Genomic DNA, 22,706 nt, shown 5'->3' with positions numbered 1-22,706 from the left:
CGCCCAAAGCGCACGTAGCAAATGCCATGGCTGCTGCTGCGAAGAGCAGTCGAGTCTTCATAACACTGGTCTCCCGTTCGTTTCGTTAGGTGACCGCGCCCCCTAGTAGAACGCTGCTATCGGCCGCGCCGATGAGCGCCCGCGCAAGTACGCATATTTGCTATATGCGCCGGAGCACGATACGCGCATTCGCAAGCGGTCGCCATTGGCTTTTCAGAGGCCTCTCTGGTGGCCGTTTACTGTGTCGGCTCTGTTACAACTTCTGCCGGCCGGTGCGCCACACGGCCGGAAATGTTCGCCCGGCGTGAAGAAGTGAATCACCGGCCTCGGTCGCTGGCGTGAAGCGCCGATGATTCGCTGACGGCGCTGCACGCTAGCAGGCAGCACCGGCCCCATGCTGCATCACGTTACGACCGGTATTGACCACACGAATGCAAATGCGCCATCCGCCTCGTAACGGCAGCTAAGCTCGCCACCGTGATGGCGGGCGATCTGCCGCGCCAGTGCAAGCCCAAGCCCGGTGCCGGCGCGGTCGCATGCTGCGCTACCCCGGTAGAACGGTTCGAATACCCGCTCACATTCGTCTTCGGGCAACCCCGGACCGTGATCGCGCACGACGAGTTCAGCACGGCCTTCTACCGTGCGCAGCAGCACCTGCACCGGCGGCAATCCATGGTGGCTGGCGTTATCCAGCAGGTTGCGCATCAGCCTGAGCAATAGCCGCGGGTCGCCCTTTACCGTTGCGGGCATCCCATCGAGATCGACGCCTTCGTGGCGTGCGCATTCCTCCGCCGCCAGCGCCAACAGATCGACAGACTCGGTCACTTCCAGATGCGGCAACGCTTCAAGACGGCTGGCCAGCAGGATCTCGCCAATCAAGGCGTCCAACTCGCCAATGTCCTGCTGCAAGCCGTCACGACGCCCCTCATCGACGTTGGGCCCGATGAGTTCCAGTGCCAGTCGGATGCGTGTCAGCGGCGTGCGCAACTCGTGCGAGGCGTTGGCCAACAGCGTCTTCTGATGACCGACAAGCGTTTCGATCCGATCGGCCGCCTGGTTGAAGCTGAGCGCCAGACGCGCCACCTCGTCGCGCCCTTCTACCGCGACCCTGGCGCGCAGATCGCCTGCGCCCAGCGACTCCACCGCCTGCTGCAGCCGTTCAAGGCGACCGGTAATCCGCCGCACCACGGGCAATACCAGGACACCGATGATGGCGGCCAGCGCAAAAAGGCTCAGCAGCAAGACATGCAGCGGCTGATGTCCACCGCGCGGCAGACTTGCCTGAAGCCAGCGGCCATCGGGCAGATGCAGCGTCCAGAGTGCCTCGCCTGAGCGCGGCAAAGCATGCTGGTCACCGATGCCGAGGCTCGCGCCTGACTCAGCAATCAGACGCCGGGAATCATCCAGCAATGCCAGGCGTCCCGGCAGCCCCTGTGCCAACTTATCAAGGGTCTGCTGTTGCTCCGTCGCGGGTGCCCGTGCAGGCGGCAGCGCATTGAGGATGACTTGCGTCTGTGAATGCATCGCCATGTCGTACGGACCGCCCTTGCTGTGCCATACCCACGCAAAAGCGGCCGCGTAGGCCAGCAGGCTGGCGACAACGGTGAGGTAAATGCGTAGGTAAAGACGCGTCATGGCCACTCAATCCTGCTTGCGCGCGAACAGATAGCCAGCACCACGCACCGTGATGATGCGCCTGGGCGACTTGGGATCGTCTTCTATCGCCGCGCGGATGCGCGAGATATGCACGTCTATGGAGCGATCGAACGCGTCCAGTTGTTCGCCGCGCACCAGGTCCATCAGCACGTCGCGCGACAACACGCGGCCCGCATGCTGCGCCAGCGCAAGCAGCAGTTCGAACTGATAGGACGTCAGCTCCGCCTCCCTTCCCGCGACCTTCACCGCATGCGCGTCCGTGTCGATCTCCAGCTGGCCGAACACCATCGTCTTGGCCGCCCCCGGGGCTGGCGTACGCCGGCGCAGAATGGCGCGCAGCCGCGCAAGCAATTCGCGCGGCTCGAACGGCTTGGGAAGATAGTCGTCGGCGCCGATCTCCAGGCCAATGATGCGGTCGATGGCATCGCCCCGCGCCGTGAGCATCAGCACCGGCAAATCGGATCGCTCGCGCAGCTTGCGGCAGACGTCGAGCCCGTCCATATCCGGCAGCATCAGGTCGAGGATGGCGGCATCCGGGGCGTCTGCGCTGATACGTTCCAGCGCTTGAGCCCCGGTTGCCGCCTGCAACACGGCGTACCCATTGTTACGCAGGTATTCGTCCAGCATGGCGGCCAGGCGCGGATCGTCCTCTACGACCAGAATGCGTTCGGTCATCGTTCCCGCTCTAGCACGAAAGCCGCATCATAGTCGCCGGATCGTGCTTTCAACCATGCATCGGCGACGGCATCGCCATATGCTGGGTCAAATGGGCGACAAGCTTCTGCCGCTGATCCGGCGTCAACACGTTGCTGCTGTCTTCCACCAGTCGGGTCATGCGCTGCGCGATCTGGTCGTGGACCGCGATCTGCGCGGCACTCGCCTGTTCCAGCGCAGTGCGATCGATCGTGGGGGCTGCCAGCAGGTTCAGCACTTGGGCATGGCCTGTATGCAACTGCTGGAACATCGGCAGCAGATCGGCCGCCGCCTGCTTGAAGATCGGATCAAGGATGGACTTCTGGGCGTCCGTCGCATCGATCTCGACATACACGTGCTGGCATACCTTATCGATATGCGCTGCCATGTCGGCCTGGGACATAGGCCCGGACATGTGATGCATCGCTGGGACGCCGCCGTCACTAGCCAGCACGGCAACACCGGCCGCCAGCGCAGTGCCGCCAATGAAGCCCAGAAGCGCGGCGCGCAGCGTGCGGTTCGTTTGTGCAGAACGTTCGATAGCCATGGTTCTCCCTCCTATTTGGGGATCGGTCGTGTTGACGGGGCATAGCTTGTGCCCCGTGCATGAGGGCTTTGCGTCGCCCAGGTAAAGAAATGTGAAGCGGCTAGACGCCCGTCAGACAGACGACCGCTCGCGCAACATCAGCACGCCGGCAGCGACGTTCCAGATGGCCTGCAGCAGCAACGTGCCAACAACGACACTCAGGTCCATGTGCGCACCGGCACCGATCACCATCACCGCCGGCAGACCACCCGCGACCAGCCCGATGTAACCCACCGCACGGCGCGTACCCGCGTCGCGCAACAGGGCCACGGACCATGCGATGGCCGCCACCGACTGCAGCACCCATGCCACACGTGCGATGTCGGTCAGGGCGACGGATTCGACCACGTGGATCATCCAGCGCGCTGCCTGCGCCGCCTCAGGCGTACCGTTGACGAAATCCGCCGCGATGCCGGTGCTTATGAAACCGTCGAGAATGGTGCCCACCAACATCAACGCACTACCCAGCGCATAGGTGATCAGCCCGATCAGCACCGGCGCCCGCCGCAGATCCAGTTGCTGGGATAGCACGGTGTAGCCGTACATCAGGCCGCATATGCAGACCATCGCGACCACGTGCACGTTCTGATGCCACGCCTGAATCTGCACCATGCTTTGCAGGATCTCCTGCGTAGTCTTGCCACTCGCTCCCCGATCCATCGCAACCGTGGCGACCGATACGATGGCGCTCGTCAGGATGGCGAGCCCGGCAAGGCGGACATCACCACCGGCCGGGATGGCCTTGGCCTGATGCGTGGAAGGGTGTTGCAACGATTCGATGCTGGTAGCCATGGCGATCCTTTCGCGTTGTCGAGACACACGAGATGTGCGGGACGACAAGCTAGGCCGCCTGTTTGGCTGCGATATGTACTGCCGGTAAAGAACTATGAAGACCGTTTGCGTACCTTAGTAGGCACGCAGCGTCGCCCAAGGCATCGACGACAAACGACGTCGTGGCATCACTTGTGTCACGCATGACGGAAGTCGGCTGGTACCGGCTGGGGCGCTGAAACGCTTCGATGACACGAGCAATGAACGCGCGCGTTCTACCCAGCAACGTCGGGCGTATCGAGGAGTAAAGCAAGATCGATCCTGCATCGGCATTCCAGCCAGGCAGCAGCCGAACCAGCGTGCCATTTTCGATCAGCGGAGGCTGTGGAAGCGCTTGCCCTGGCTATCTTCTCTCGGTCTTCTTTCCGACGGGTTGGACATCCACGCCATGCAGAGTGACTTGGCCGCGCCCGTTGACGAAAACGCGGAACTCAAAAACCTGCTCTGGCGACGACGATGAAAAGTGAAGTGTCAGGCTGTCCGTCCTGGCATCGCCGACCGTCAGATCTGCTTTCGCCAGCACCCCTGCCACGCCCATATTGACGCCATCGACGTCAATACCGCCAACGGTATCTCCGGCGTTGCCTTCGACGGTGAGATGGAACACCGCGTCGTAGCTTCCCGGTGGCAAGTGACGATAGGGCCCGTAGGTCAAGTACCCTGCCGCTCCACGACCGGCCACAACGGAGTTTTTATCCTTGCCGTTCTCGACGACACTTCCAAGTTGGCGTAGGAAATCGGTGCCTTCGTAGTGCACGGCATCTGCAGCGAGCCTGTCAGCCAGCGCGGCCCGCCCGATCGGTCGAATGGCATGATTGGCACAGTAGGCATCCAACGGAAGATAACTAAACGCACCATCGGCGCTCTGCACTGGCGATACGTTGAGGGACGCAGCCAGTGGATCTTCCACCGCCTTCGGATCCGCGTACATATTCCGATGGATGAGTATCGTCGACAGGCCGTACTCGCACAGCGTGCGCAGCTTCTCCTCCGTAGGAAGGCCTTCTATATGGTGGAGAAGATCCAACTGCGCGCTACCGTAATCGGCGCCGAAGCTGAAGCGCATGGCCTTTGTGCTGATAAATGGACGCAGCCCCTCCGTGTGGTCCACTCCGTTAACCGAACCTGATACGTGATGGGCAATGACTGGCAACTGGAATACCGAGGCGCCGGGAGCGCTATGCGCTTCCATCGCCCCAAAGAATGCCTGATCGCTTTTAAATGCGACCTTTGTCGCTTTTGTCTGCTGCAACGGCTTGGGCACCTGGTCCCAGAGAGCGAATATGAGTACGCATGTGCATACACAGAACGCCACCATGTGCGCATGACGAGATGACCAGCGAGCCTCGACGCGCCTGTTGATCCCGCGCAGCACCACAAAGAATCCGAAGTACGCGAAGAAGCCAAGATAGATGACTATACGGTTCCATCCCCGAGCCTGGGACAATGGAAATTCGAGGCCAAAGATGTGCTGGCTGGCCAACGTAATCGCAGTATTCAAGCCACCCATCGTGGTCACCAGGAGGATGACCAGACTCACCCAACCGAACTTGGTCAGCACCCCCATGGTGCGACGCGCAGGCTGCAGCCCGAATGCCACGATCACGGCAAAACCAAGCGCACCGACCAGACCCAGAGAGGTGGACGAGTTCTCATTAACCAGCGGTCGGGTATTGTCGTAAACCTCGCGAAAATGGGCCAACCACTCCCAGCGATGGTGTTGTACAGGGAGAAGCAGCTGAATGATCTTGAGCGGGTAGTACTCGTCCTCTCCGGGCCGTGCGAGCGGGTATCCGATGACAGACAGATGCAGTATCGGGTCCGCAAGCCAGGCCGACAAAGCGCCCTTCAGCACTAACGGCATGAGTGCGAGCGCAATCACTCCGATAGCGGAGGAGAAATGACGCCAGTTGTGGCGATAGGCCCATGCCCCCAGGCCGACGAAGCCTGCAAGGATCGCGAAGAAGAACTGGTGGTAATAGTGAAAGGAACCAAAGAACAACAGAAGGACCGCCGGGCCGATAGCTGCGCGATCGATCAGGTGGAGTTGCCATTGGTTTCCGTCATGGCGCCAGAATAGAGGGCGGGCTGCCCACAATCGCAAAAGCACCAGGATATAGAGCGGCGTCAGCAGATACGTCGATTCGAGGATGTGAATCTCGCCACGCCACAGGTGGTAGGGCATAAACGCATAGAGCATAGCCACACAGAACCGGTACGGATTTTCGAGCCTCAGGCGCCAGCAGGCGTAATAGGCAGTACCGAACGTCAGGGGAAACGTGAGCAAGAAATAGAGATTCAGCGCGGCGGCATCGTCACCGGTCAGCCACCGGCAAAGAACCATAAGGTTGCCGTTGAACTGAAAGAGAGCATTCACCGCATACTGCCAGGCGGATGCATGCATGGCGTTGAGCGGAGCAAACAGCCGCTCAGTTACATCGTTGCTGATGTAGTTGTGAGTCAGGTGAGCGAGAACTTCAAACGCATCCGACGAGTAGTCGAGCGGTATGTGCAGATGAATCCGCCATACCTTGCCGACGACGGCAAAGACAGCCAGAAAGAGCAAACCCGCCGCGGCCGCCTGCCAATATCCAGTGGCGCGACGTATGCCGAAGTGCCAGGTACCCACTCGCATCATTCCCCACACCCCTAGCAATCGTGAAACCAACATTTGGCAAGTCGCGCCGTGATGCCAAAAGCCGTTATGGATAAGGGCCGCACCCGGCACATATCGAAACGCGGCGACAGCGGCGCGGAGCGATCACTGTCATCAGCCAACATGACGATCTGGCGCTTGCAAGGACTTGCCCATCATCCTCGCGCCTGACCGCCACCGGCCGTGAGCTCCGTGCATCACGGCTGGCGCTCAAGCATGGCAGGTCTCCAGCGCCCTCGTTGCCGCGTCGAAGACGGTGCCAAGATGGTCTTCAAGCCCGACCCAGAATGGCATTCTCACGAGTCGCTCGCTCAAGTTGTCGGTATGGTCCATGGACCCATGGACCCTTCCGTACCGGACACCACCAGGCGCCGAGTGCAACGGGACGTAGTGGAATACCGCGCCGACCTCGAGTCGTCGCAGTTCGCTCAAAAATGCCGTCCTTGCAGCCAGATCGGGTAGCAGCATGTAGTACATGTGCGCGTTCTGAACGCAGTGGGCCGGAACGATGGGGCGCCTGAGCTGCCCCGCCGACTCATGTGTCTCGGCCCACTGGTGATACGAGGCCCACAGATCGAGCCGCCGCTTCGTGATGGCGACGCCCTGCTCCAGCTGTGCAGCCAGAAAAGCCGCCACAATCTCGCCCGGCAAGTACGAAGAGCCAATGTCCACCCAGGTGTACTTATCCACCTGCCCGCGGAAAAACTTGCTGCGGTTAGTCCCCTTCTCCCGCAGAACCTCAGCGCGCTCGACCAGACGCGGGTCATTGATCAGAAGAGCGCCGCCCTCCCCGCTGATGAGATTTTTGGTCTCGTGAAAACTCAGCGCCGCGAGGTGGCCAAAGCTTCCGAGGGGACGACCCCGGTAGGTGGAAAGGATGCCTTGGGCATCATCTTCTATAACGTAGAGACCGTGACGGTTGGCGATCGCCATGATCGCGCCCATCTCGCAGCCAACGCCTGCATAGTGCACGACACATATGGCGCGCGTTCGCGGCGTAATAGCTGCTTCAATCCGCGCCTCGTCGATATTGAGCGTGTCTTCACGAATATCGACGAATACAGGAACCGCGCCTCGCAGCACGAATGCGTTAGCCGTCGATACAAACGTATACGACGGCATAATCACTTCGTCACCGGGCTGCAGATCCAGAAGCATCGCTGCCATCTCAAGCGCAGCGGTGCACGAATGCGTGAGCAGCGCCTTTTGGCAACCTATCGTCTGTTCGAGCCACGTTTGGCAGCGATGGGTAAAAGGACCATCGCCGGAAAGATGGCCATTGGCGTGCGCCTGCTGGATGTAGTCCAGCTCACAACCCGTCATATAGGGCTTGTTGAAAGGAATCATGGGTCGACTAGTTTTGACTTGATATGACGAGGCCAAGAACGACAAGGATCAAACCGGCGATCTTTGAGAGCGTCAGCGTTTCACCGAAGAGAGGCACGGCAGCAAAGCCGACAATCAGAAAGTTAAGCGCCATGAACGGATACACACGGCTAATTTCAAAACGCGAAACGGCCGCCATCCAACACATGGAAGCGAGAAACGCAGCAGCGAGCCCGCTCAGAACCCACGGCCTAAGCAACAGCGACAGCAGGTGCATCGCCATGGGTGCTGCCTCGGATGGAAGCGGCGGCGCCCGCCCGACCTGCCACTTAAGCACGAGCTGCCCATATACGGTCAGCAGGATCGTCAGAGCAACAAAGACGTAACCCATGTCAACTTCCTCGCCAGCCCCAGATATACCAGGGCGCATTGGGTCCAACATGAAACAACAGGTCTAAAACGCTGACCTGATGACTGAAAGGCGGATGAAGCTGCTCATACTCCGGATAGTTTCCGTAGTCTTTGAACTCCACTGTGATCCCCGCCGCATCGAACGGCGCCATGTCGATGTACGACCTCGCGGACGGCCCCGAAATGTAATGACTGGCTCCTGCCTTGACCACCAGATCGACCAATCGGTCCAACTTTCGCCCCTGGGCTTCGAACTCGCGGGAGTCCAGGAAGCGCGTCGTGATATTCAGGCACTCACGAGCAATCCGCATGGTGACTTGCTGATTCAGAACCGACAAGTTGCTCCACCGCTGCGCCAGGTACACTTCTTCAAGCAAGGGAGCGTAGTAACTGAAGTAGGGTGCCCGCCCATAGCTGTGCTTCAGGCGCGTCCAATGATTCTGCTGCCAGGACGAATCCTCGATCGCAACATCGCAAATCAACCGGTCAGTGCTTCCGCCCACCGGAATGGTCAGCCACTGGAGACCCGAAGGCGTTTTGATGCTATTGCGACTGCGCCAATCGCGCTTTGTGTACTGCAAATCATCGTAAAAAATGAAGGCATCCACGTCGTGGATGATGTCGAAATACCCCTTCCAGGGAATGTAGCTCGACTGAATAGCCGCAACGCGCATACGAACCCCTACAACCCTGATTTGCCGTGATTAAAGATAAAGGGCAGCGCCCTGAGGTCACGGTCTGACCAAATGCGTGGCGATACGTCGAAAAAGACTTCGCCTAATAGCGCACTATTTACGTTAAAGCGTGTGCCTTGGCGTGAAACCAGCATGCAAGCCGCATAGCCCGCCTCCAGCGCACCTATGGCATCGCGCCAAGGGTGGTCCCCTACCATCAACAGCGATGATGGCGGCAGCCCAAGGCGGGATGCCACTTCGTCAAACCCCTGCTTGCCAGGTTTCTCTCCACCGTGCTCGCGTGAAAAGACTACTGCGTCAAACATCTGCTCCATGCCATCCATCGCGCGCAATTTGGCTTGCTGCGACGCTGGCGGATTGTCCGTCAGCAGGCCAATGCGTATGCCCATTCGACGTAGCTCTCTCAGCACGTCGCGCACCTCTGGAAATACTTCGGCCCTCGCCGGTACAGCGGATCGATAGGCCTCGAGCAAGCGATCGCGGTGTTGCGGAATCCCAAGCCGATCAACAATGATGTCGATCAGTCGATCGTGCGGCCCCTCTTCGACGGCAATGTAACCCGCCCGGAGCAAGCTACCGGCGTCGACTATCGACGCCATGGCGACGCTGGCCAGACGCAGTCTGTCCATCATCCAACGCTTGTGGTCAATCAGCGTGTCATCCAGATCAAACACGACGCCGGCCCAGGCCGTCCCTTCGGGAAGGGGGATGGCACGCATGCCAAGCTCCCTTACCGTTCGGACGGGGCGAATATATTCCGGCTGCTTTCCTTGCATAAGAAAGGCAACGAGATGATTGCCCTCAGCTGCAGCGTGCCCGCTCGAGGTGCCATGCCTGGGATTGATATCCGACACGTACAGAGCGCCGTCCTGGCCACGAAGAACCTGCACATTGAAGATGCCGACGCCGCCACGGTGAGCCAGCCAATCGGCGACCTCTCTGACGATTCCGTGCACTGATTCATCGTGTATCGAGTCGCTGATGACAGCGAACCCACCCGACGTCCGCACCCGCCGCCGCAAAGTGATGCGCGATATTTCTCTACCGAAGCCGATGGCGAAATCTGCGGAAACTTCCTCAAAGTGCTCCAGCCACGGAACCCAGCAATGGCTGGAAGCAAGTTCCACCAGATTGATAGCGTTCAGATCTTCGGCGGTACGCAGTGTCCGGGTATCTATTCCGCCCCACCCCGAACGCGGCTTCCCGAAAAGCGGCAGCGTCGCTTCGGCCGTCAATGGCACCACGCGCTGAACTGGAATATTGGCCGCTTGCAGCGCCTGGTACACGGCAAGTTTGTCCGCGAGGATATCCAGCAAACTACGCTCCGACACTGCAACCCGCGCGCCAAGTTTCTCGAGACTGTCGCGGATACTTGCGAGCGCCACGAGCTCACGATTGGTGCAAGGAAGCACCAGATCGACGCGCTCTTCCTGCACGAGCGCCTCTATAAACTCTCTAAACGAGCGCTCGTCGCTAAGCGGCGGCGCCACGCGATAGCAATCCGCGACAAACCTGCCGATATTATCCGCGACACTATCCGCGACGATGACGCGAACATCCTGCCCCAGCCTGATGGCGTCGACCAAGCTCTGCCCTTGGAAGCCTCCGCCGGCGACCAGAAGCACGTTCAGTCGCATTTGCGCACTTCGACGAAGATGCCGTTGCAGATTTCAGGAAGTGCATACCCAACTTCATTCATAGCCGAAAGTACGCGCTCATCCAGGCTCAAGGACTTCAGCTGCGACGTCGTCAATGGCTTCAGCATCAAGCCCGCACGCCCGACCACTTCGAGACCGCAACTTTGCAGCAACTCGTCCAGCTGAGCAGGATCGAAGTAGCGGCGATGACCAAGTGCAATATCGGCCTCGCTCAGTGTATGAAGGTCCTTCATCAGGCCCGCGCTGTAGCCGATCAAACGATGCAACGAATGGGCATTCGGCACCGCAATCATCATGCGCCCTTCCGGCGCGAGGAACTCGCGAAACCGGCGAAGAACAAACGCCGGATCATCAACGTGCTCGAGAATGAAGCCCATCTCGATAACGTCGAATCGCTCCGGCGTCGTGAACTCCTCAAAGTAGGAGTGCACCAGCTCAACATGGGCGGGGGGCGCGATTTCGCTATTGAATAGCTCGATGATGTCCGGAGATCCCTCGACGATCACATGGCGCTTCAGACGAGCACCAAGGGAGTCGATAAGACCCTTGACGACATAGCGATGCCCCACGCCAAGGCTGAGCATTCGCATTGAATCAAGATGCCCGGTACGACGAAGCAATTGCTCCAGCGTTGCGCGCAGCAGGGCAATGTTGTCGTCGTAATAGGCAAAGCCGGGGATGTACGCGTCGCGATCTTGCTCAATGGACATAAAAAAGTTTCCCCGAGAACTACTCGATATTTTTGATAATGAACAAGGGTCGCCCCTGTGTCTGCACGAAAATGCGGGCCACATAGAGGCCCACGATGCCTAGTCCAAGCATCAGAAAGCCAAACATGGCGGTCAGCAACGCAACAATCGTCGGGAAACCCGTCAGTGTCGATGCAGGATGAATCAGCTTGCGCACGACAACGTAGCCAGCATTGACCGACGCCATGCCAAGCGCGGCGACACCGATCCAGATGCACACATAAAGAGGCACCGCCGAAAAGGAGGTGATCGCACGAACGAGCAAGGAGAGGCGCTTGCGCAGCGTGTAGGACGATGCACCGGCCCGCTGCCCCTTGGCGACCGGGAGGCCGATCTGGACGAACCCTGCCCAGTACATCATGCCTGCCAGAAATAGATGCTTGTCCCCCAGGGACGTCAAAGCGTCGACATAGCGGCTCGTCATCAGCCGCTCGGTAATGACGTTTTCGGGAACGTGCGTATCACTCAGCATGTTGAAGATGCGCCAGAACAATCCGCCAGCCAGACGCTCAACGAGCCCGCCCTTTCGCATCTCCTGATACCCGTACACCACGTCGGCGTTCTGTTCCTCAAGCGTTTTCCAGAACGTCACCAGTTCGCGCGGATCGACCTCCAGGTCGCAGTCGATGAGGAAAACCCTGTGGCCCAGTGCACATTGCAGGCCTGCAACGGCAGCGTGGTGATGGCCAAAGTTTCTCGACAGCTCAACGATGCGAATCTGTGGATAAACCTCGCGAAGTGACCTCAGAACCTCGACCGAGTTATCCGGCGAGCCGTCGTCGACACAGACGATTTCGTAATCACCGTCCACTCCTACTGCCTGCGCGGCCTCAGCACACGCGGCGATGAAGCGCTCCAGATAAGCCTGGGATCGATACAGGGTGGTTACTATGCTCAGCGCACAGGTACGCGCCGCAGGCGCGCGCGATGTGTGATCACCAAGACCGGAAGCTGCTTGCACGGCTTGTCATCCCTAGAAATAGTGCCCTAAGCCCCCGTAGGCTTGCGACATGGCGCAAGGCCGCGCTTAGTACTCCAAAATGGTCCAGCGCAAGAAGTATGCCGTGTCAGCGCGGCTGCTTCCATAACTCCTGTGAACTGTCGCCTCGCTCCGATAAAGAATTGCCCACCGCGATCACGTCCCTTCGGGCACCTGGCTGGCGATCAGTCGCGCGGCGCCGGTCCAACATAGACGCCCCCAATGTCTGGTGCCGCCACGTTTCGCTTCCGCGCCGAAGGGCGGTGCTGATGTTCGCTTCAGGTCGAAAGCGGACCTACCTGGCGTCAGAGGTCCAGTCAAGCTCTATGAGCCACATACACCCATTTTGCCCAGGCCTTTGAACAGGTCTCTCCAGAACCTGATCCGAGATGTTGTGATAGCGTAACTGTTCGGATCACAGCCGCCATCGCGGTTTCACCCCTGGCGTTATCGCTCTGCCTGGGGGTCGAATAACCTTGATGAGACGGTATAGCCAGTTCGGATCGGCGACTCTTCGACATGACGAACTTGATGGCGTGAACGGCACAGAATGAGTGACACCATTGCGAATCAGCCGACGGAGCGCCAGGAGGGGGCGCCGTTGCACGTTCTGTTAGTGGAAGATGACCAGGTGCTGCGGGACGACGTATTGGTGCCGCAGTTGCGACGCTTTGGTTTCGACGTATCCGCCGTGGGAAGTGCGGCTGCGCTCGACGCCCTGATCCCGTCGCGGCGCCCGGAAGTCGTGGTGCTCGATGTGGGCCTGCCGGATGCGGACGGCTTCGAGCTTGCGCGGCGCTTACGAGCGCAGATGAGCGACGTGGGCATCGTCATGCTGACCGGGCGCAACGCCACGGCCGATCGCATTCGCGGGCTCAACGAAGGTGCTGATACCTATTTGACGAAGCCGATAGACGTCGATCTGCTGGCAGCCACTCTCTATAGCCTCGTCCGTCGGCTTCGGACCGCAGCGCCGGCACCCCAGGGACGCTGGCGGCTTGATGCCGGTGGCTGGTGCCTGCTCTCGCCGACCGGCGGTGTGGTGGCGCTGACGAAAACGGAAGGCCGGATCCTCGCAAAGCTTTTCGAGAAGTCCAATGACGTGACATCCCGCGAGGAGCTTATCGAAGTTCTCACATCGAACATCTACGATTTCGACCCTCACCGCCTCGATTCGCTCATCCACCGGCTGCGCAAAAAAGTACAGCAGCTTCTCGGCATACCGCTCCCGCTGAGCGCAGTTCACGGTGAGGGCTACGTGCTGGTGCAAATCTGACGTCGCCGGGCGGCGTTCAACCCGGCATCGCAAGCCCGAGTCGCGCCGTTTCCCTGTCTGCGTCAGCGAGCGCCAATCTGAGGCCATCCGGCCTTCTCGCGATAGGTAGCGTGATGCGGAACGCAGTGCCCTGCCCTACCTCGCTGTCCACCATGATATCGCCGCCTGCGCCGCGAATCAGGTTATAGACCACCGTCAGTCCAACGCCGGTACCCCGATCCATGGGCTTGGTGGTGAAGTAAGGCTCGAAGATCATCGAGCGTGTCTCCTCCGACATACCCACGCCATTGTCGGAGAGCACGATTTCGACAAGCTCAGTGTTGGCGCGCGACACCCTGGCGCTGAACGTGCCACCGGACGGCATGGCATCGCGAGCGTTGGACGCGACATTCAAGATCGCCAGCGCGAATTGACTGGCATCGATGTCGATGTACATCGCTTCATCCGGCACATGAACTTCCAGCTGAACATTTGATGGAAACAGTTGGCGGAGCAACGGCTGCATGTCTCCCACCGCCTGCCCGGCATCAATCGTCTGGATTTGCGACATGTCGCGGCGGCTGAAATTGAGCAGTTTTCGGCTGATCGATTCCGCCTGCTTGGCCGCCGTCTCCACGCCCAGCAAGGCTCGCGACAGCTGCCGGACTTCGTCCCCCGGGCGCGTATCGGGTTCGTCCAGGCAATGGCGCTCTCTCGCGAAACCAAGAATGACGGACAAGACGTTGTTGAAGTCGTGCGCAACGCCCTGCGCCAATCGTCCGATGGCATCCATCTTTTGCGAGTGCAGCAACTGCTCCTGCGTCCTTTCCCGCTCGGCCATTTCAATCTGGAGCAAACGCCGGTGCCGGTCCGAATCGGCCAGCGCGTCGCGCAGGGCGCCACTGCTTCGATCCAGTATGATCGTGATAAGCGCGTAGCTGAAGGTGTGGAACAGCAAGTTGTTGTAAGCGGCGAAGACACTGCGCGATGCCGCCGGCATGTGCAGGTAATCGCTGGTCATGCCCGAGGCCAAGATCAGCAAGATCGAGACATAGATGATCCATAGCGCGCGCCGCCCAAGCATCAGGCCACCGAGCGCGAGCGAGATGATGAGAATGGCTTCGCCAGGGATCACCTTGAAGCCGAACGTGGCATATGCCAGCAGCCCGGACAGCATCTGCGCAGCGAGAAACTGCTTTACCGCCCGGCGGAATCGTCCTTTCCGGATCCAGTAGAAACTCACCCATGCGGCAACGGTGATGACCAGGTCGGTGAAGAGGTCGATGGTGATCGAGACGGCGGCGCCAGAGGCGGTGTTCGCGAAGAACGAATCCGTCATGTAGGTCCACTCGGACGCCAGCAGGTAGATCTTGATCAGTGGCGTGCGCAAGCCCTGGAAGGCAAGCAACAGCTGCATGAAGACCGCATTTCGGCGGTCGACCGGGTCGGTGATGGGCAGGTCATTGAGCCACGTGTTCAGGCGTTGCCACATGAGGCGTCTCGGTCGTCTGGATGTGCGGTTGCGATCTTGTTGCAGCGCGTCAGTCCATCGACAGCCATCTTTCATGATGGCCCATTCGCTTGATCCCCGGAACGGGCCGGGCCGCCCATATTGATCGGTGAGATTTGGCGAGTCGAGATGAATTGTCGTGCGTGACGGTGAACAGTCTGTTCGCCTAGGTTGCGAAGGCGGCCTGGAATGTCATCGCCATGACATCTCCATGTGGCGGGGGGATCGACCGTAGATCGTTAAAGCGCGTGGATGTCGGGTCACTTTGCGTGACCTGGCACGGGCATTTTTTTCCGTTAGTTAAGGGAGGGGATATGCAAACCCGATATCGATACACAAGCGCGGGGCCATGGGCGGTAGCCATGGCATTCGCACTGGGGGGAAGTCTGGTTTCACAGGCGGCATCGGCGCAGGCGGCGATGTCGCCCAGCAGCAAGCCGGATGCCCCACGCATCACCAAGACGGTCGACAACGCGCAACTGAGCACAGTGCCAGGCAGCCGCTCGCCCAGAACCACCAAGGCCACAGACAAGGGCGCCTTGGCCGATGGCAAGGCGATTCACAACATGACGCTGCTGTTGAAGCGCGGCCCCGACAAGCAGTCGCGCTTCGACGCCTACGTCAATCAGCTCAACAACCCAAGCTCGCCGAACTATCACAAGTGGCTCACGGCGAGCCAGATCGGAACCATGTTTGGTCCGGAGGCATCGGACATCAAGCAAGTCACCAACTGGCTGGCATCCCAGGGCCTGAAGGTCGACAAGGTGATGCCGTCGGGCGTCATGATTCGTTTCTCCGGCACGTCGGGGGCCGTCAGCCGGGCGTTCCATACCCAGCTGCATAGCTTCACGCTCAACGGTGAAAACCATTTCGCCAACGTCAGCGACATGAGTATTCCCGAAGCACTCTCTCCCGTGGTGGCGGGCGTCGCCCGACTGGACAACTTCTTCCCGAAGCCGCTGTACCACAACGTCGGTGTCGTCAATAAGAACAAGAAGACCGGCAAGTGGTCGCAAGTGGCCAGCAGCCCGGAGTTCACCGTCCCACCAGGCACGGTCGATCCGAAGGCGACCTACGATGTCGTTCCGGCAGACTTCAACACGATCTACAACGTCGCGCCGTTGTGGAGTCAGTCCACGCCAATTCGCGGCGCGGGACAGACCGTCGCTGTGCTGGAGCGCACCGACGTACTCCCTGCCGATATTGCAACGTTCCGCCAGGCCTTCCTGCCTGCCAATGCCACAGGTGCGGTCAATTACGTCAATCCCATTGCGTTCACCGGTGACACCAGCTGTCCGGACCCGGGAACCAATGGCGACGAGGGCGAGGCAGCGCTGGACGCCGAATGGATTGGTGCTGCGGCACCCGACGCCACCATCGTGTTTGCCTCCTGCGATGACAGTAACAGCCCGACCTTTGGTGCGTTCACGGCCGCATTGAATCTGCTCAACAACACCGCGGCACCACCGCCGGCCGTATTCAGCCTCAGCTATGGCGAGTGCGAAATTCTCAGCATCACGGACGTGACCAGCGAAGCGGGCTTGATCTGGCAGCAGGCGGCCGCACAGGGTGTCACCGTTTACGTTGCATCGGGCGATGCCGGTTCGGCAGGGTGTGACCAGAACCAGCGTGCCGCGCAGTTCGGCATCAACGTCAACACCATGGCATCCACGCCCTTCAACGTGGCGGTGGGTGGCACGGATTTCGATGACTACCACCAGACGTCCCAATACTGGACCGATACCAATCTGCCTTACGGGCAATCGGCCTTCGGTTACATTCCGGAACAGACCTGGAACGACTCGTGCGCCAGCAGCAAGCTGGACGCGATCCTCAAGCTCAGCGATGGCGTCACCGCATGCAATAACGCAGCCGCACAGCGCTTCTTGAACACGGGAGGCGGCAGTGGCGGCCCTAGCGTGATGTGGTCGCAGCCCAGCTGGCAGGCGGGCATCTACGGCTCCTCGCAGAACAATACGCGCATGGTGCCGGACGTAGCGTTGTTTGCGGCCAATGGCCTGTATGGTCATGCGCTGGTGTTCTGCATGTCCGACCCGGCGGCAGGCGGCACCGCTTGTGACTACAGCAACCCGGACAACGTCCTCTTCAACTCCGCCGGTGGCACCTCATTTGCCGCGCCCGCCATGGCAGGCATCCAGGCGCTGATCAACCAGGCGGCTGGCCAGTCCCACGGCAACATCGCTCCGATGTTCTACGGGATTGCGGAGAAGGAATACGGCACCAATGCCTCGCCGAACCAGGCTGGCCTCAACGCCTGTAACTCGTCCAATGGCAGCGCCGTCGGCAGCGACTGCGTGTTCTACGACGTGACCCAGGGCGATATCGACGAACCTTGCTACGCAGGCACCTCCAGCTGCTATAGCGGCGCGGCTGGCAACCACTTCGGTGTCGTCAGTCACGGCGGCGATACCACGCTGGCACCGGCATGGCTGACCAATGCAGGTTACGACTACGCAACCGGCCTGGGCACGATCAATGCCGCCAATCTGGTGAAGGCCGTGGTGGCTTACGACACGCCTCATCAGCGCGGCTACGCATCGCCCGGCGATTTCCTCAACCCCTATGGGTTTGGTGCCGATGGCTACAGCGACATCGCACTGGTCGATCCGGTGAAGGGCATTTTCACCGACATCGCCATGAAGGGTAGTACCGCGATGCAGGTGCACTCGCAGTCGATTGCAAAGGGTTACACCATCGGCGCCATCGGTGCCTTCTATCAGCACTGGGAAATGAACGACACGTCGCCAGGGTGGATGGCTGCGGGATTCAACACGGCCAGCCTGGCCTGGACGGGGCCGGACAATCTGCTGTACGTGTGGCTTTCGCAGGGTAATGGTGGCCAGAACGGTTACATCTACCATCAGGTCGGCAGCGTGTATTCGCCAGGTTGGACCCTGGTGGGTGCCGGCGATTTCGATGGCATCGGCAAGGACGAGCCCCTCTGGCGTAACGACAGCACCGGCCAGATCGGTTGGTGGCAGCTCGACCTGTCGTTGTTCTTCAAACTTGGCGGCCGCCAGTACCACTTCGCCGTGGAACCGCTGATGACGCCGCTCGCGGCAGCGTCGGGTTGGGTTCCGACGATTGCGGACGTCAACGGTGACGGTTACGCCGATATCGTCTGGACCAATCCGAACAACAACAACGTCTATGTGTGGATCAACAATCAGGCCGGCGACTTCGTTCGCCGCGCGATTGCCGACCACCCACCGGGCTTTGTGCTGTACGGAGCGGGTGACGTCAATGGCGACGGCAAGACCGATCTGATCTGGATCAACCAGACCTCGCACCAGATGAGCTGGTGGGTCATGAACGGATTCTCTGTGGTCAGCCAGAACGTGTGGAATGTCACCCCGGGCTACTCGATGGCATCGATCGCCGACTACGACGGCGATGGCCTCGCCGACATCCTGTGGGTTGGAACTGCGGGTGACGTGTGGGAATGGCGAAGCAACGGTAACGGCTTCCAGTCCTATCGCGTGACCGACCCCAACGGCGTGCCGCTGGCCATCCCGGCTGGTGCCAAAGTGCAGCCCACGCTCCTGCAGGGTGCAGCCACGGCGGGCTACACACCGACGCACTGATGCCATTGCGCATCGACTGTTGAGTGGTATGTGACGAACGAAAAGGCCGGGCCCCAGGGTCCGGCCTTTTCATTTGAGGCAGCAAGTATTGTCTTGAGCACTAAACGATCTGTTGCAACGACCGGCTGAATCCGCAGTCGAAAGCGGACATGGGAAAAGTGCTCTCCGACCCGGGTTTCACCCCAGCGCCAACCCCGGAAGTAAAAAGTCCGCTCCCGGTTGGGAGCGGACTGTTCGAACGATCCTTCAACTCAGCATCAATGAGTAACCGTTGCAGGAGGTATGCCGCTGTTGAACACCGGCATGCTGGCATCGACGCCTGGAAACACCCCCCCGCGGCTAAAGCTGATGTTCAGCTGCGTCCCTTGAAGCCCGCTGGTATTTGTCCACACATCCAGGCTTACCCCGTTGTTGTTCCAAACGAGATCGGCAAAGCCGCGACCCGAAAAATCGCCGACGGCCGCAAGAGTCTCCCCCGCTGATACGGCGTCGATAGTCGTGCTTTTAATGGTCGCACCGTTCATCAGCCAGTAGCCCCAGCTCGTACCAGAGCTCTGCATCCAGATGAGGTCATCTCGCCCATCGCCGTCAATGTCTCCGCGTCCGACGATGGACCACCCGGCGGGATAGTTGGTTACAAATTTCGGAGTGAAACCGGTGGATTTTCTTGCATTGCCAAGCCACACGTACAAATCGTTCTTTGCACTGGTCCACATGATGTCCACCAGACCGTCACCGTCGAAATCTCCGGTAGCTGCAGGGTAGTAGCCACTTGCATAAGAGGTCACGTACCAACCGATTCGATTGGTGCCGTCCATCAGCCAATAGGCAACCTGGTTGGTCGACTTGTTGATCCAGAGCAGGTCGGCCTTTCCATCACCGTTAATGTCACCCGCGCCGAAAATCGCCCAGCCTGCCGGATACCAGATAGCTAACGCCCCAGATGACAGGGTATAGCACCAGTGGAATCAGGATCGAACGACTCACTCGAAGCTTCATTCTTGGCTCGCTGTCGCTTTGTCCAGCTTGATGTTCTGGTAGCGGAAACGGTCTGCTTTGGGTCGGAAGCGGACACCTGATTTAGACATCAAACTCCGTGCCGCATACATCGCATTTGCGCCAATAGCTTCCCCTTGAGAGGTGATTCCCGCAGACAGGACAGCGGAAATAATTCGGGCAGACAAAAAGCACCAGACCAATTAGAACTACAAAACTTGAAATACCGTAGAGATCTGACCATCGCCCGCCCCATAGCCAATCCACCAGCTGAAAACCGCAGAACCACAGAAATGCCAGCGCAAAGAAGGCTGGAAAGAAACGGTTCCGCCGCTTTCGGATCTCTCGGGACTGTGCCTCGGTTGCCTTAACCACTACGCCTCCTTCGTGGCCAATTTTCCCAGTGTCCGCCGTGGGTCGGAAGCGAACGCTTCATCAAGTGTGTCTCGCCCGATGCCGACCCATCAACCACGTACCAAGGGCGGCAAAAATCGCAAATGCCAGGGACATGCCAAGGGGGACAAGCACCGCCGCTTTTAGCTCGTCGTTCGCCGACCGACCAATTGCGACCGATGGCGTGGGTGGTAAGTAGCTCAGCACGGATTCTTCACCAATCTCCAAATGGCACGATTCCGAGTGACTGTATACGCGACCACCAACTTCGTACGAAAAGTCGCAAGCACGATGCTTTTCCGGGTGGATTGCCGTGACAGTTGCGCGAACGGGAACACCCTGCTTGCTAAGTCTGTAAAGATTTATCCAATTGTTCGGCGTAGCGTTGATAACGACGGCAAACGAAAAGAAGAAGAACCCGAATACAGCTAGCCCCCTATTGAGCGGTGTCCACTTCATCGTCGCTCTCTCCCCTCAGAACGTTTGGCAAGCGAGTCATTCGGCCCGGTATTCTGGCTTAAGAGCCGGCAACAAGAGCGTCCGCTCTGGGTTGGAAGCGGACCTTTCACAGATCCGTTAGTGATCACGCCCATCACTTCGTTTGGCCAGCAGTGGACGCGCTAGGCCGAACCAGAGCATGACTCCTCCCAGAAAGCCGGCCGTTATGCTCACTACGACGATCAAGATTCCGAATCTAATCGTGAGGTCGCCGTTCGAGTACGCCTGCGCCCCGAACAGGGCAATTAGAGTCAAGCCAAAAGCCAGCTCAGACAGAACAATATTTCCAATGAGCGAACGGCAGGCCCATGTCATAAATCTCGATTGCACAAATGATTTCGACATTTTTGCCCCTTCGCTTGGTTGGCTGAACCACACATCTCTCGATATCCACTCTGGGTCGGAAGCGGACGTTTCAATTTTGCGCCGCTAACGATATCTACGCTCTTTCACCGGCTACGTCAGCGGCAACTTTTCAAGACGCATATAGAACAACATAACGATGCCGAGGACAGCGTACACAGCCAAAAAAGCAGCGAGCGCAACTGCAAAGCCCCAGGTTGGATAAATGACTGAGGCACATACAATCACGCCAGCGACAACGACCAACGCGGCAAGCGTGTTTTGTTCCGCAAGCAAGCGCGACTGCTTTCCGCAGCCACTGCACCGGTAAGGCCACCTCCTCGTAGCTGAGAGTAGGCGAATCGCGCTCGCGCGAGCCCCACAGTGCGGACAAGTATTCATAGCGATGTGGTGCCGATCATGTTTCCCCCATGCCCTTACTTTGGACAAATCCACCAATACCGAAACGTCCGCTCCGGGTCGAAAGCGGACCAATGCTAGCTCGTTATCCCACGCTGGCGGGTTGATCGGAACAGCGGGCAGATTTGGCGACACAGACAACGGCGTGAGCCCGACTCTGCATTCGATGGACGACTACGGCCAACCTCCTGGCATGGCCGCAAGACGGGCGGCCCAAGCATGGCCCCGGGTGTCTTTCCGCCCCCCCCGGGGCAAAGCCGCGTAAAATGGTCGCTTTACGCCCACTCAAGTGCCCCATGGCCCTCACCGCCACCATTCACAAGGCCGAACTGTCGATCAGCGACATGGACCGGCACTACTACGCCACCCACGCATTGACCCTCGCCCGGCATCCGTCGGAAACCGAGGAGCGATTGATGGCGCGCCTGCTCGCGTTCACGCTGTATGCCGACGAACGGCTGGAGTTCGGCAAGGGGCTCAGCGACACCGACGAACCGGCCCTGTGGCGCAAGGCCTATACCGACGAGATCGAGCTGTGGATCGACGTCGGCCTGCCTGATGAAACACGCTTGCGCAAAGCCTGCAACCAGTCGCGGCACGTCGTGGTGCTGGCCTATGGCGGCCATGCCGTCGACGTCTGGTGGAGCAAGATCGCCAGCACGCTCACCCGCCACGACAACCTCAGCGTGCTCGCCATCGACCACGCCGACATAAAGCAACTGGCTGCCCTGTGCGAGCGCAGCATGCGCCTGCAATGCCTGATCCAGGACGGCGAACTGCAGCTCATCGCCGGCGACCTCACGCTGCCGATCCGTCCGGCTATCCGCAAGGGTGAGTACGCTGTCGCTTGAGAAAGTGCCCCTGCCCCGTTTTGAAAAGTCCGCCGTGGGTCGGAAGCGGACATCTCATGCTAATGGTGGCAGTGACTCCAAGCCCTCAGGAAGACCCGAGCGCCCACCAAGCTTAGTGATGTTCCACTTGGTCTCGTCGTGCCATTCAAAATCGATTTGATACTGGAAGTTGGAATTGGCCCGTACGAGGCAGACGACGAACTTCCTTCCGTCCTTGGTCAGCGAGTCCCTAAGCGACAATCCAAGGCTTCGAATGCGCTCACTTTCATTGCTTAGACGCAGCACATCAAAGATATGAACGCCGGTCGGGTTCACGTAGGAGCCCTTCCAGCCGCACTGGGCGTCATCGGCGTTGAACCGTATAAAGACATCGATCCAGTCCGGCGATGTCACGCGAACTGTCCCTATGGCCTGCTTTGCAAGCTCAACGACAAGTTTCGACGCTTCCTCGTTCATCCCATCTCCTTAGGTCCGTATATGGACTCCTCCCCTTTGCCAAGCATCCCCTAGCTCTGGCGTCCGTGTCGACTGCACACGTATATCCGGCCTCTCGTTGCTGCACCGCTTAGGCGGTGCCGGGCCATGATGAGCTAGTC

18 protein-coding genes are annotated in these 22,706 nt (G+C 59.5%); 3 read left to right on the top strand and 15 right to left on the bottom strand.

Annotated elements, in window-relative coordinates; translation table 11 throughout:
• Positions 1 to 402 precede the first annotated feature (402 nt).
• The 11 genes from OQE56_RS18405 to OQE56_RS18355 all read right to left on the bottom strand — a co-directional run bounded on the left by OQE56_RS18405 (position 403) and on the right by OQE56_RS18355 (position 12,222).
• On the bottom strand, positions 403 to 1,635 hold the full coding sequence (locus OQE56_RS18405) for a sensor histidine kinase (RefSeq protein ID WP_267226295.1): 1,233 nt from the start codon (positions 1,633 to 1,635) through the stop codon (positions 403 to 405).
• A gap of 6 nt (positions 1,636 to 1,641) precedes the next feature.
• Positions 1,642 to 2,331 (bottom strand): response regulator, encoded by a 690-nt coding sequence (locus tag OQE56_RS18400; RefSeq protein WP_267226293.1) that lies wholly within the window; start codon positions 2,329 to 2,331, stop codon positions 1,642 to 1,644.
• 49 nt (positions 2,332 to 2,380) lie between these two features.
• Complete coding sequence (locus tag OQE56_RS18395) at positions 2,381 to 2,896, bottom strand: Spy/CpxP family protein refolding chaperone (RefSeq protein WP_267226292.1); 516 nt, start codon at positions 2,894 to 2,896, stop codon at positions 2,381 to 2,383.
• Between the two features lie 111 nt (positions 2,897 to 3,007).
• Entirely contained in the window at positions 3,008 to 3,727 is a 720-nt protein-coding gene (locus OQE56_RS18390; protein ID WP_267226289.1) for a hypothetical protein, read from the bottom strand.
• A 382-nt stretch (positions 3,728 to 4,109) separates the two neighbouring features.
• The gene (locus tag OQE56_RS18385) at positions 4,110 to 6,395 is read right to left on the bottom strand and encodes a glycosyltransferase family protein (protein WP_267226288.1); all 2,286 of its coding nucleotides are present in this window, start codon (positions 6,393 to 6,395) and stop codon (positions 4,110 to 4,112) included.
• A gap of 237 nt (positions 6,396 to 6,632) precedes the next feature.
• Entirely contained in the window at positions 6,633 to 7,769 is a 1,137-nt protein-coding gene (rffA, locus tag OQE56_RS18380) for a dTDP-4-amino-4,6-dideoxygalactose transaminase (RefSeq protein WP_267226286.1), read from the bottom strand.
• Between the two features lie 7 nt (positions 7,770 to 7,776).
• On the bottom strand, positions 7,777 to 8,139 hold the full coding sequence (locus tag OQE56_RS18375; RefSeq protein WP_267226285.1) for an EamA family transporter: 363 nt from the start codon (positions 8,137 to 8,139) through the stop codon (positions 7,777 to 7,779).
• A gap of 1 nt (position 8,140) precedes the next feature.
• Positions 8,141 to 8,833 carry a WbqC family protein gene (locus OQE56_RS18370; protein ID WP_267226283.1) on the bottom strand — a complete coding sequence of 231 codons (693 nt, stop codon included), beginning with the start codon at positions 8,831 to 8,833 and terminating at the stop codon, positions 8,141 to 8,143.
• Positions 8,834 to 8,841: 8 nt separating this feature from the next.
• The gene (locus tag OQE56_RS18365) at positions 8,842 to 10,491 is read right to left on the bottom strand and encodes an HAD-IA family hydrolase (protein ID WP_267226282.1); all 1,650 of its coding nucleotides are present in this window, start codon (positions 10,489 to 10,491) and stop codon (positions 8,842 to 8,844) included.
• Positions 10,482 to 11,222, bottom strand: a complete 741-nt coding sequence (locus OQE56_RS18360) for a class I SAM-dependent methyltransferase (RefSeq protein ID WP_267226279.1) — start codon at positions 11,220 to 11,222, stop codon at positions 10,482 to 10,484. Before OQE56_RS18360 ends, OQE56_RS18365 begins: the two co-directional genes overlap by 10 nt.
• A gap of 19 nt (positions 11,223 to 11,241) precedes the next feature.
• Positions 11,242 to 12,222 carry a glycosyltransferase family 2 protein gene (locus OQE56_RS18355; protein ID WP_267226277.1) on the bottom strand — a complete coding sequence of 327 codons (981 nt, stop codon included), beginning with the start codon at positions 12,220 to 12,222 and terminating at the stop codon, positions 11,242 to 11,244.
• A 568-nt stretch (positions 12,223 to 12,790) separates the two neighbouring features.
• On the opposite strand from OQE56_RS18355, the gene OQE56_RS18350 reads away from it, so the two are divergent.
• Positions 12,791 to 13,516 (top strand): response regulator transcription factor, encoded by a 726-nt coding sequence (locus OQE56_RS18350; RefSeq protein WP_267226275.1) that lies wholly within the window; start codon positions 12,791 to 12,793, stop codon positions 13,514 to 13,516.
• 16 nt (positions 13,517 to 13,532) lie between these two features.
• Here OQE56_RS18350 and OQE56_RS18345 read toward each other — a convergent pair whose 3' ends face one another.
• Complete coding sequence (locus tag OQE56_RS18345) at positions 13,533 to 14,987, bottom strand: sensor histidine kinase (RefSeq protein ID WP_267226274.1); 1,455 nt, start codon at positions 14,985 to 14,987, stop codon at positions 13,533 to 13,535.
• A 380-nt stretch (positions 14,988 to 15,367) separates the two neighbouring features.
• On the opposite strand from OQE56_RS18345, the gene OQE56_RS18340 reads away from it, so the two are divergent.
• Positions 15,368 to 18,610, top strand: coding sequence for a protease pro-enzyme activation domain-containing protein (locus OQE56_RS18340; protein ID WP_267226272.1), 3,243 nt, complete (start codon positions 15,368 to 15,370; stop codon positions 18,608 to 18,610).
• A 257-nt stretch (positions 18,611 to 18,867) separates the two neighbouring features.
• On the opposite strand, the gene OQE56_RS18335 is transcribed toward OQE56_RS18340, so the two are convergent.
• Both OQE56_RS18335 and OQE56_RS18330 read right to left on the bottom strand, forming a co-directional pair.
• A complete protein-coding gene (locus tag OQE56_RS18335; RefSeq protein ID WP_267226377.1) occupies positions 18,868 to 19,515 on the bottom strand; it encodes an FG-GAP repeat domain-containing protein in 648 nt (215 codons plus the stop codon).
• Positions 19,516 to 20,953: 1,438 nt separating this feature from the next.
• A complete protein-coding gene (locus OQE56_RS18330) occupies positions 20,954 to 21,136 on the bottom strand; it encodes a hypothetical protein (protein ID WP_267226270.1) in 183 nt (60 codons plus the stop codon).
• Positions 21,137 to 21,555: 419 nt separating this feature from the next.
• On the opposite strand from OQE56_RS18330, the gene OQE56_RS18325 reads away from it, so the two are divergent.
• On the top strand, positions 21,556 to 22,110 hold the full coding sequence (locus tag OQE56_RS18325) for a YaeQ family protein (protein WP_267226267.1): 555 nt from the start codon (positions 21,556 to 21,558) through the stop codon (positions 22,108 to 22,110).
• A gap of 54 nt (positions 22,111 to 22,164) precedes the next feature.
• On the opposite strand, the gene OQE56_RS18320 is transcribed toward OQE56_RS18325, so the two are convergent.
• Positions 22,165 to 22,566: a hypothetical protein gene (locus OQE56_RS18320; RefSeq protein WP_267226266.1), complete on the bottom strand. Its 402-nt coding sequence runs from the start codon at positions 22,564 to 22,566 to the stop codon at positions 22,165 to 22,167.
• Positions 22,567 to 22,706 lie beyond the last annotated feature (140 nt).

This window comes from Dyella silvae, assembly GCF_026421305.1.
In the GTDB taxonomy this organism is placed as follows: Bacteria; Pseudomonadota; Gammaproteobacteria; order Xanthomonadales; family Rhodanobacteraceae; genus Dyella; species Dyella silvae.
This window is presented reverse-complemented; position numbering and strand designations above follow the sequence as displayed.

Bases quoted from the DNA above. Each gene is read 5' to 3' on its own strand.
- OQE56_RS18390 (WP_267226289.1), bottom strand. From the start codon at position 3,727: ATGGCTACCAGCATCGAATCGTTGCAACACCCTTCCACGCATCAGGCC.
- OQE56_RS18365 (WP_267226282.1), bottom strand. From the start codon at position 10,491: ATGCGACTGAACGTGCTTCTGGTCGCCGGCGGAGGCTTCCAAGGGCAG.
- OQE56_RS18340 (WP_267226272.1), top strand. From the start codon at position 15,368: ATGGCATTCGCACTGGGGGGAAGTCTGGTTTCACAGGCGGCATCGGCG.
- OQE56_RS18395 (WP_267226292.1), bottom strand. From the start codon at position 2,896: ATGGCTATCGAACGTTCTGCACAAACGAACCGCACGCTGCGCGCCGCG.
- OQE56_RS18325 (WP_267226267.1), top strand. From the start codon at position 21,556: ATGGCCCTCACCGCCACCATTCACAAGGCCGAACTGTCGATCAGCGAC.
- OQE56_RS18350 (WP_267226275.1), top strand. From the start codon at position 12,791: ATGAGTGACACCATTGCGAATCAGCCGACGGAGCGCCAGGAGGGGGCG.
- OQE56_RS18375 (WP_267226285.1), bottom strand. From the start codon at position 8,139: ATGGGTTACGTCTTTGTTGCTCTGACGATCCTGCTGACCGTATATGGG.
- OQE56_RS18370 (WP_267226283.1), bottom strand. From the start codon at position 8,833: ATGCGCGTTGCGGCTATTCAGTCGAGCTACATTCCCTGGAAGGGGTAT.
- OQE56_RS18360 (WP_267226279.1), bottom strand. From the start codon at position 11,222: ATGTCCATTGAGCAAGATCGCGACGCGTACATCCCCGGCTTTGCCTAT.
- rffA (WP_267226286.1), bottom strand. From the start codon at position 7,769: ATGATTCCTTTCAACAAGCCCTATATGACGGGTTGTGAGCTGGACTAC.
- OQE56_RS18345 (WP_267226274.1), bottom strand. From the start codon at position 14,987: ATGTGGCAACGCCTGAACACGTGGCTCAATGACCTGCCCATCACCGAC.
- OQE56_RS18405 (WP_267226295.1), bottom strand. From the start codon at position 1,635: ATGACGCGTCTTTACCTACGCATTTACCTCACCGTTGTCGCCAGCCTG.
- OQE56_RS18320 (WP_267226266.1), bottom strand. From the start codon at position 22,566: ATGAACGAGGAAGCGTCGAAACTTGTCGTTGAGCTTGCAAAGCAGGCC.
- OQE56_RS18400 (WP_267226293.1), bottom strand. From the start codon at position 2,331: ATGACCGAACGCATTCTGGTCGTAGAGGACGATCCGCGCCTGGCCGCC.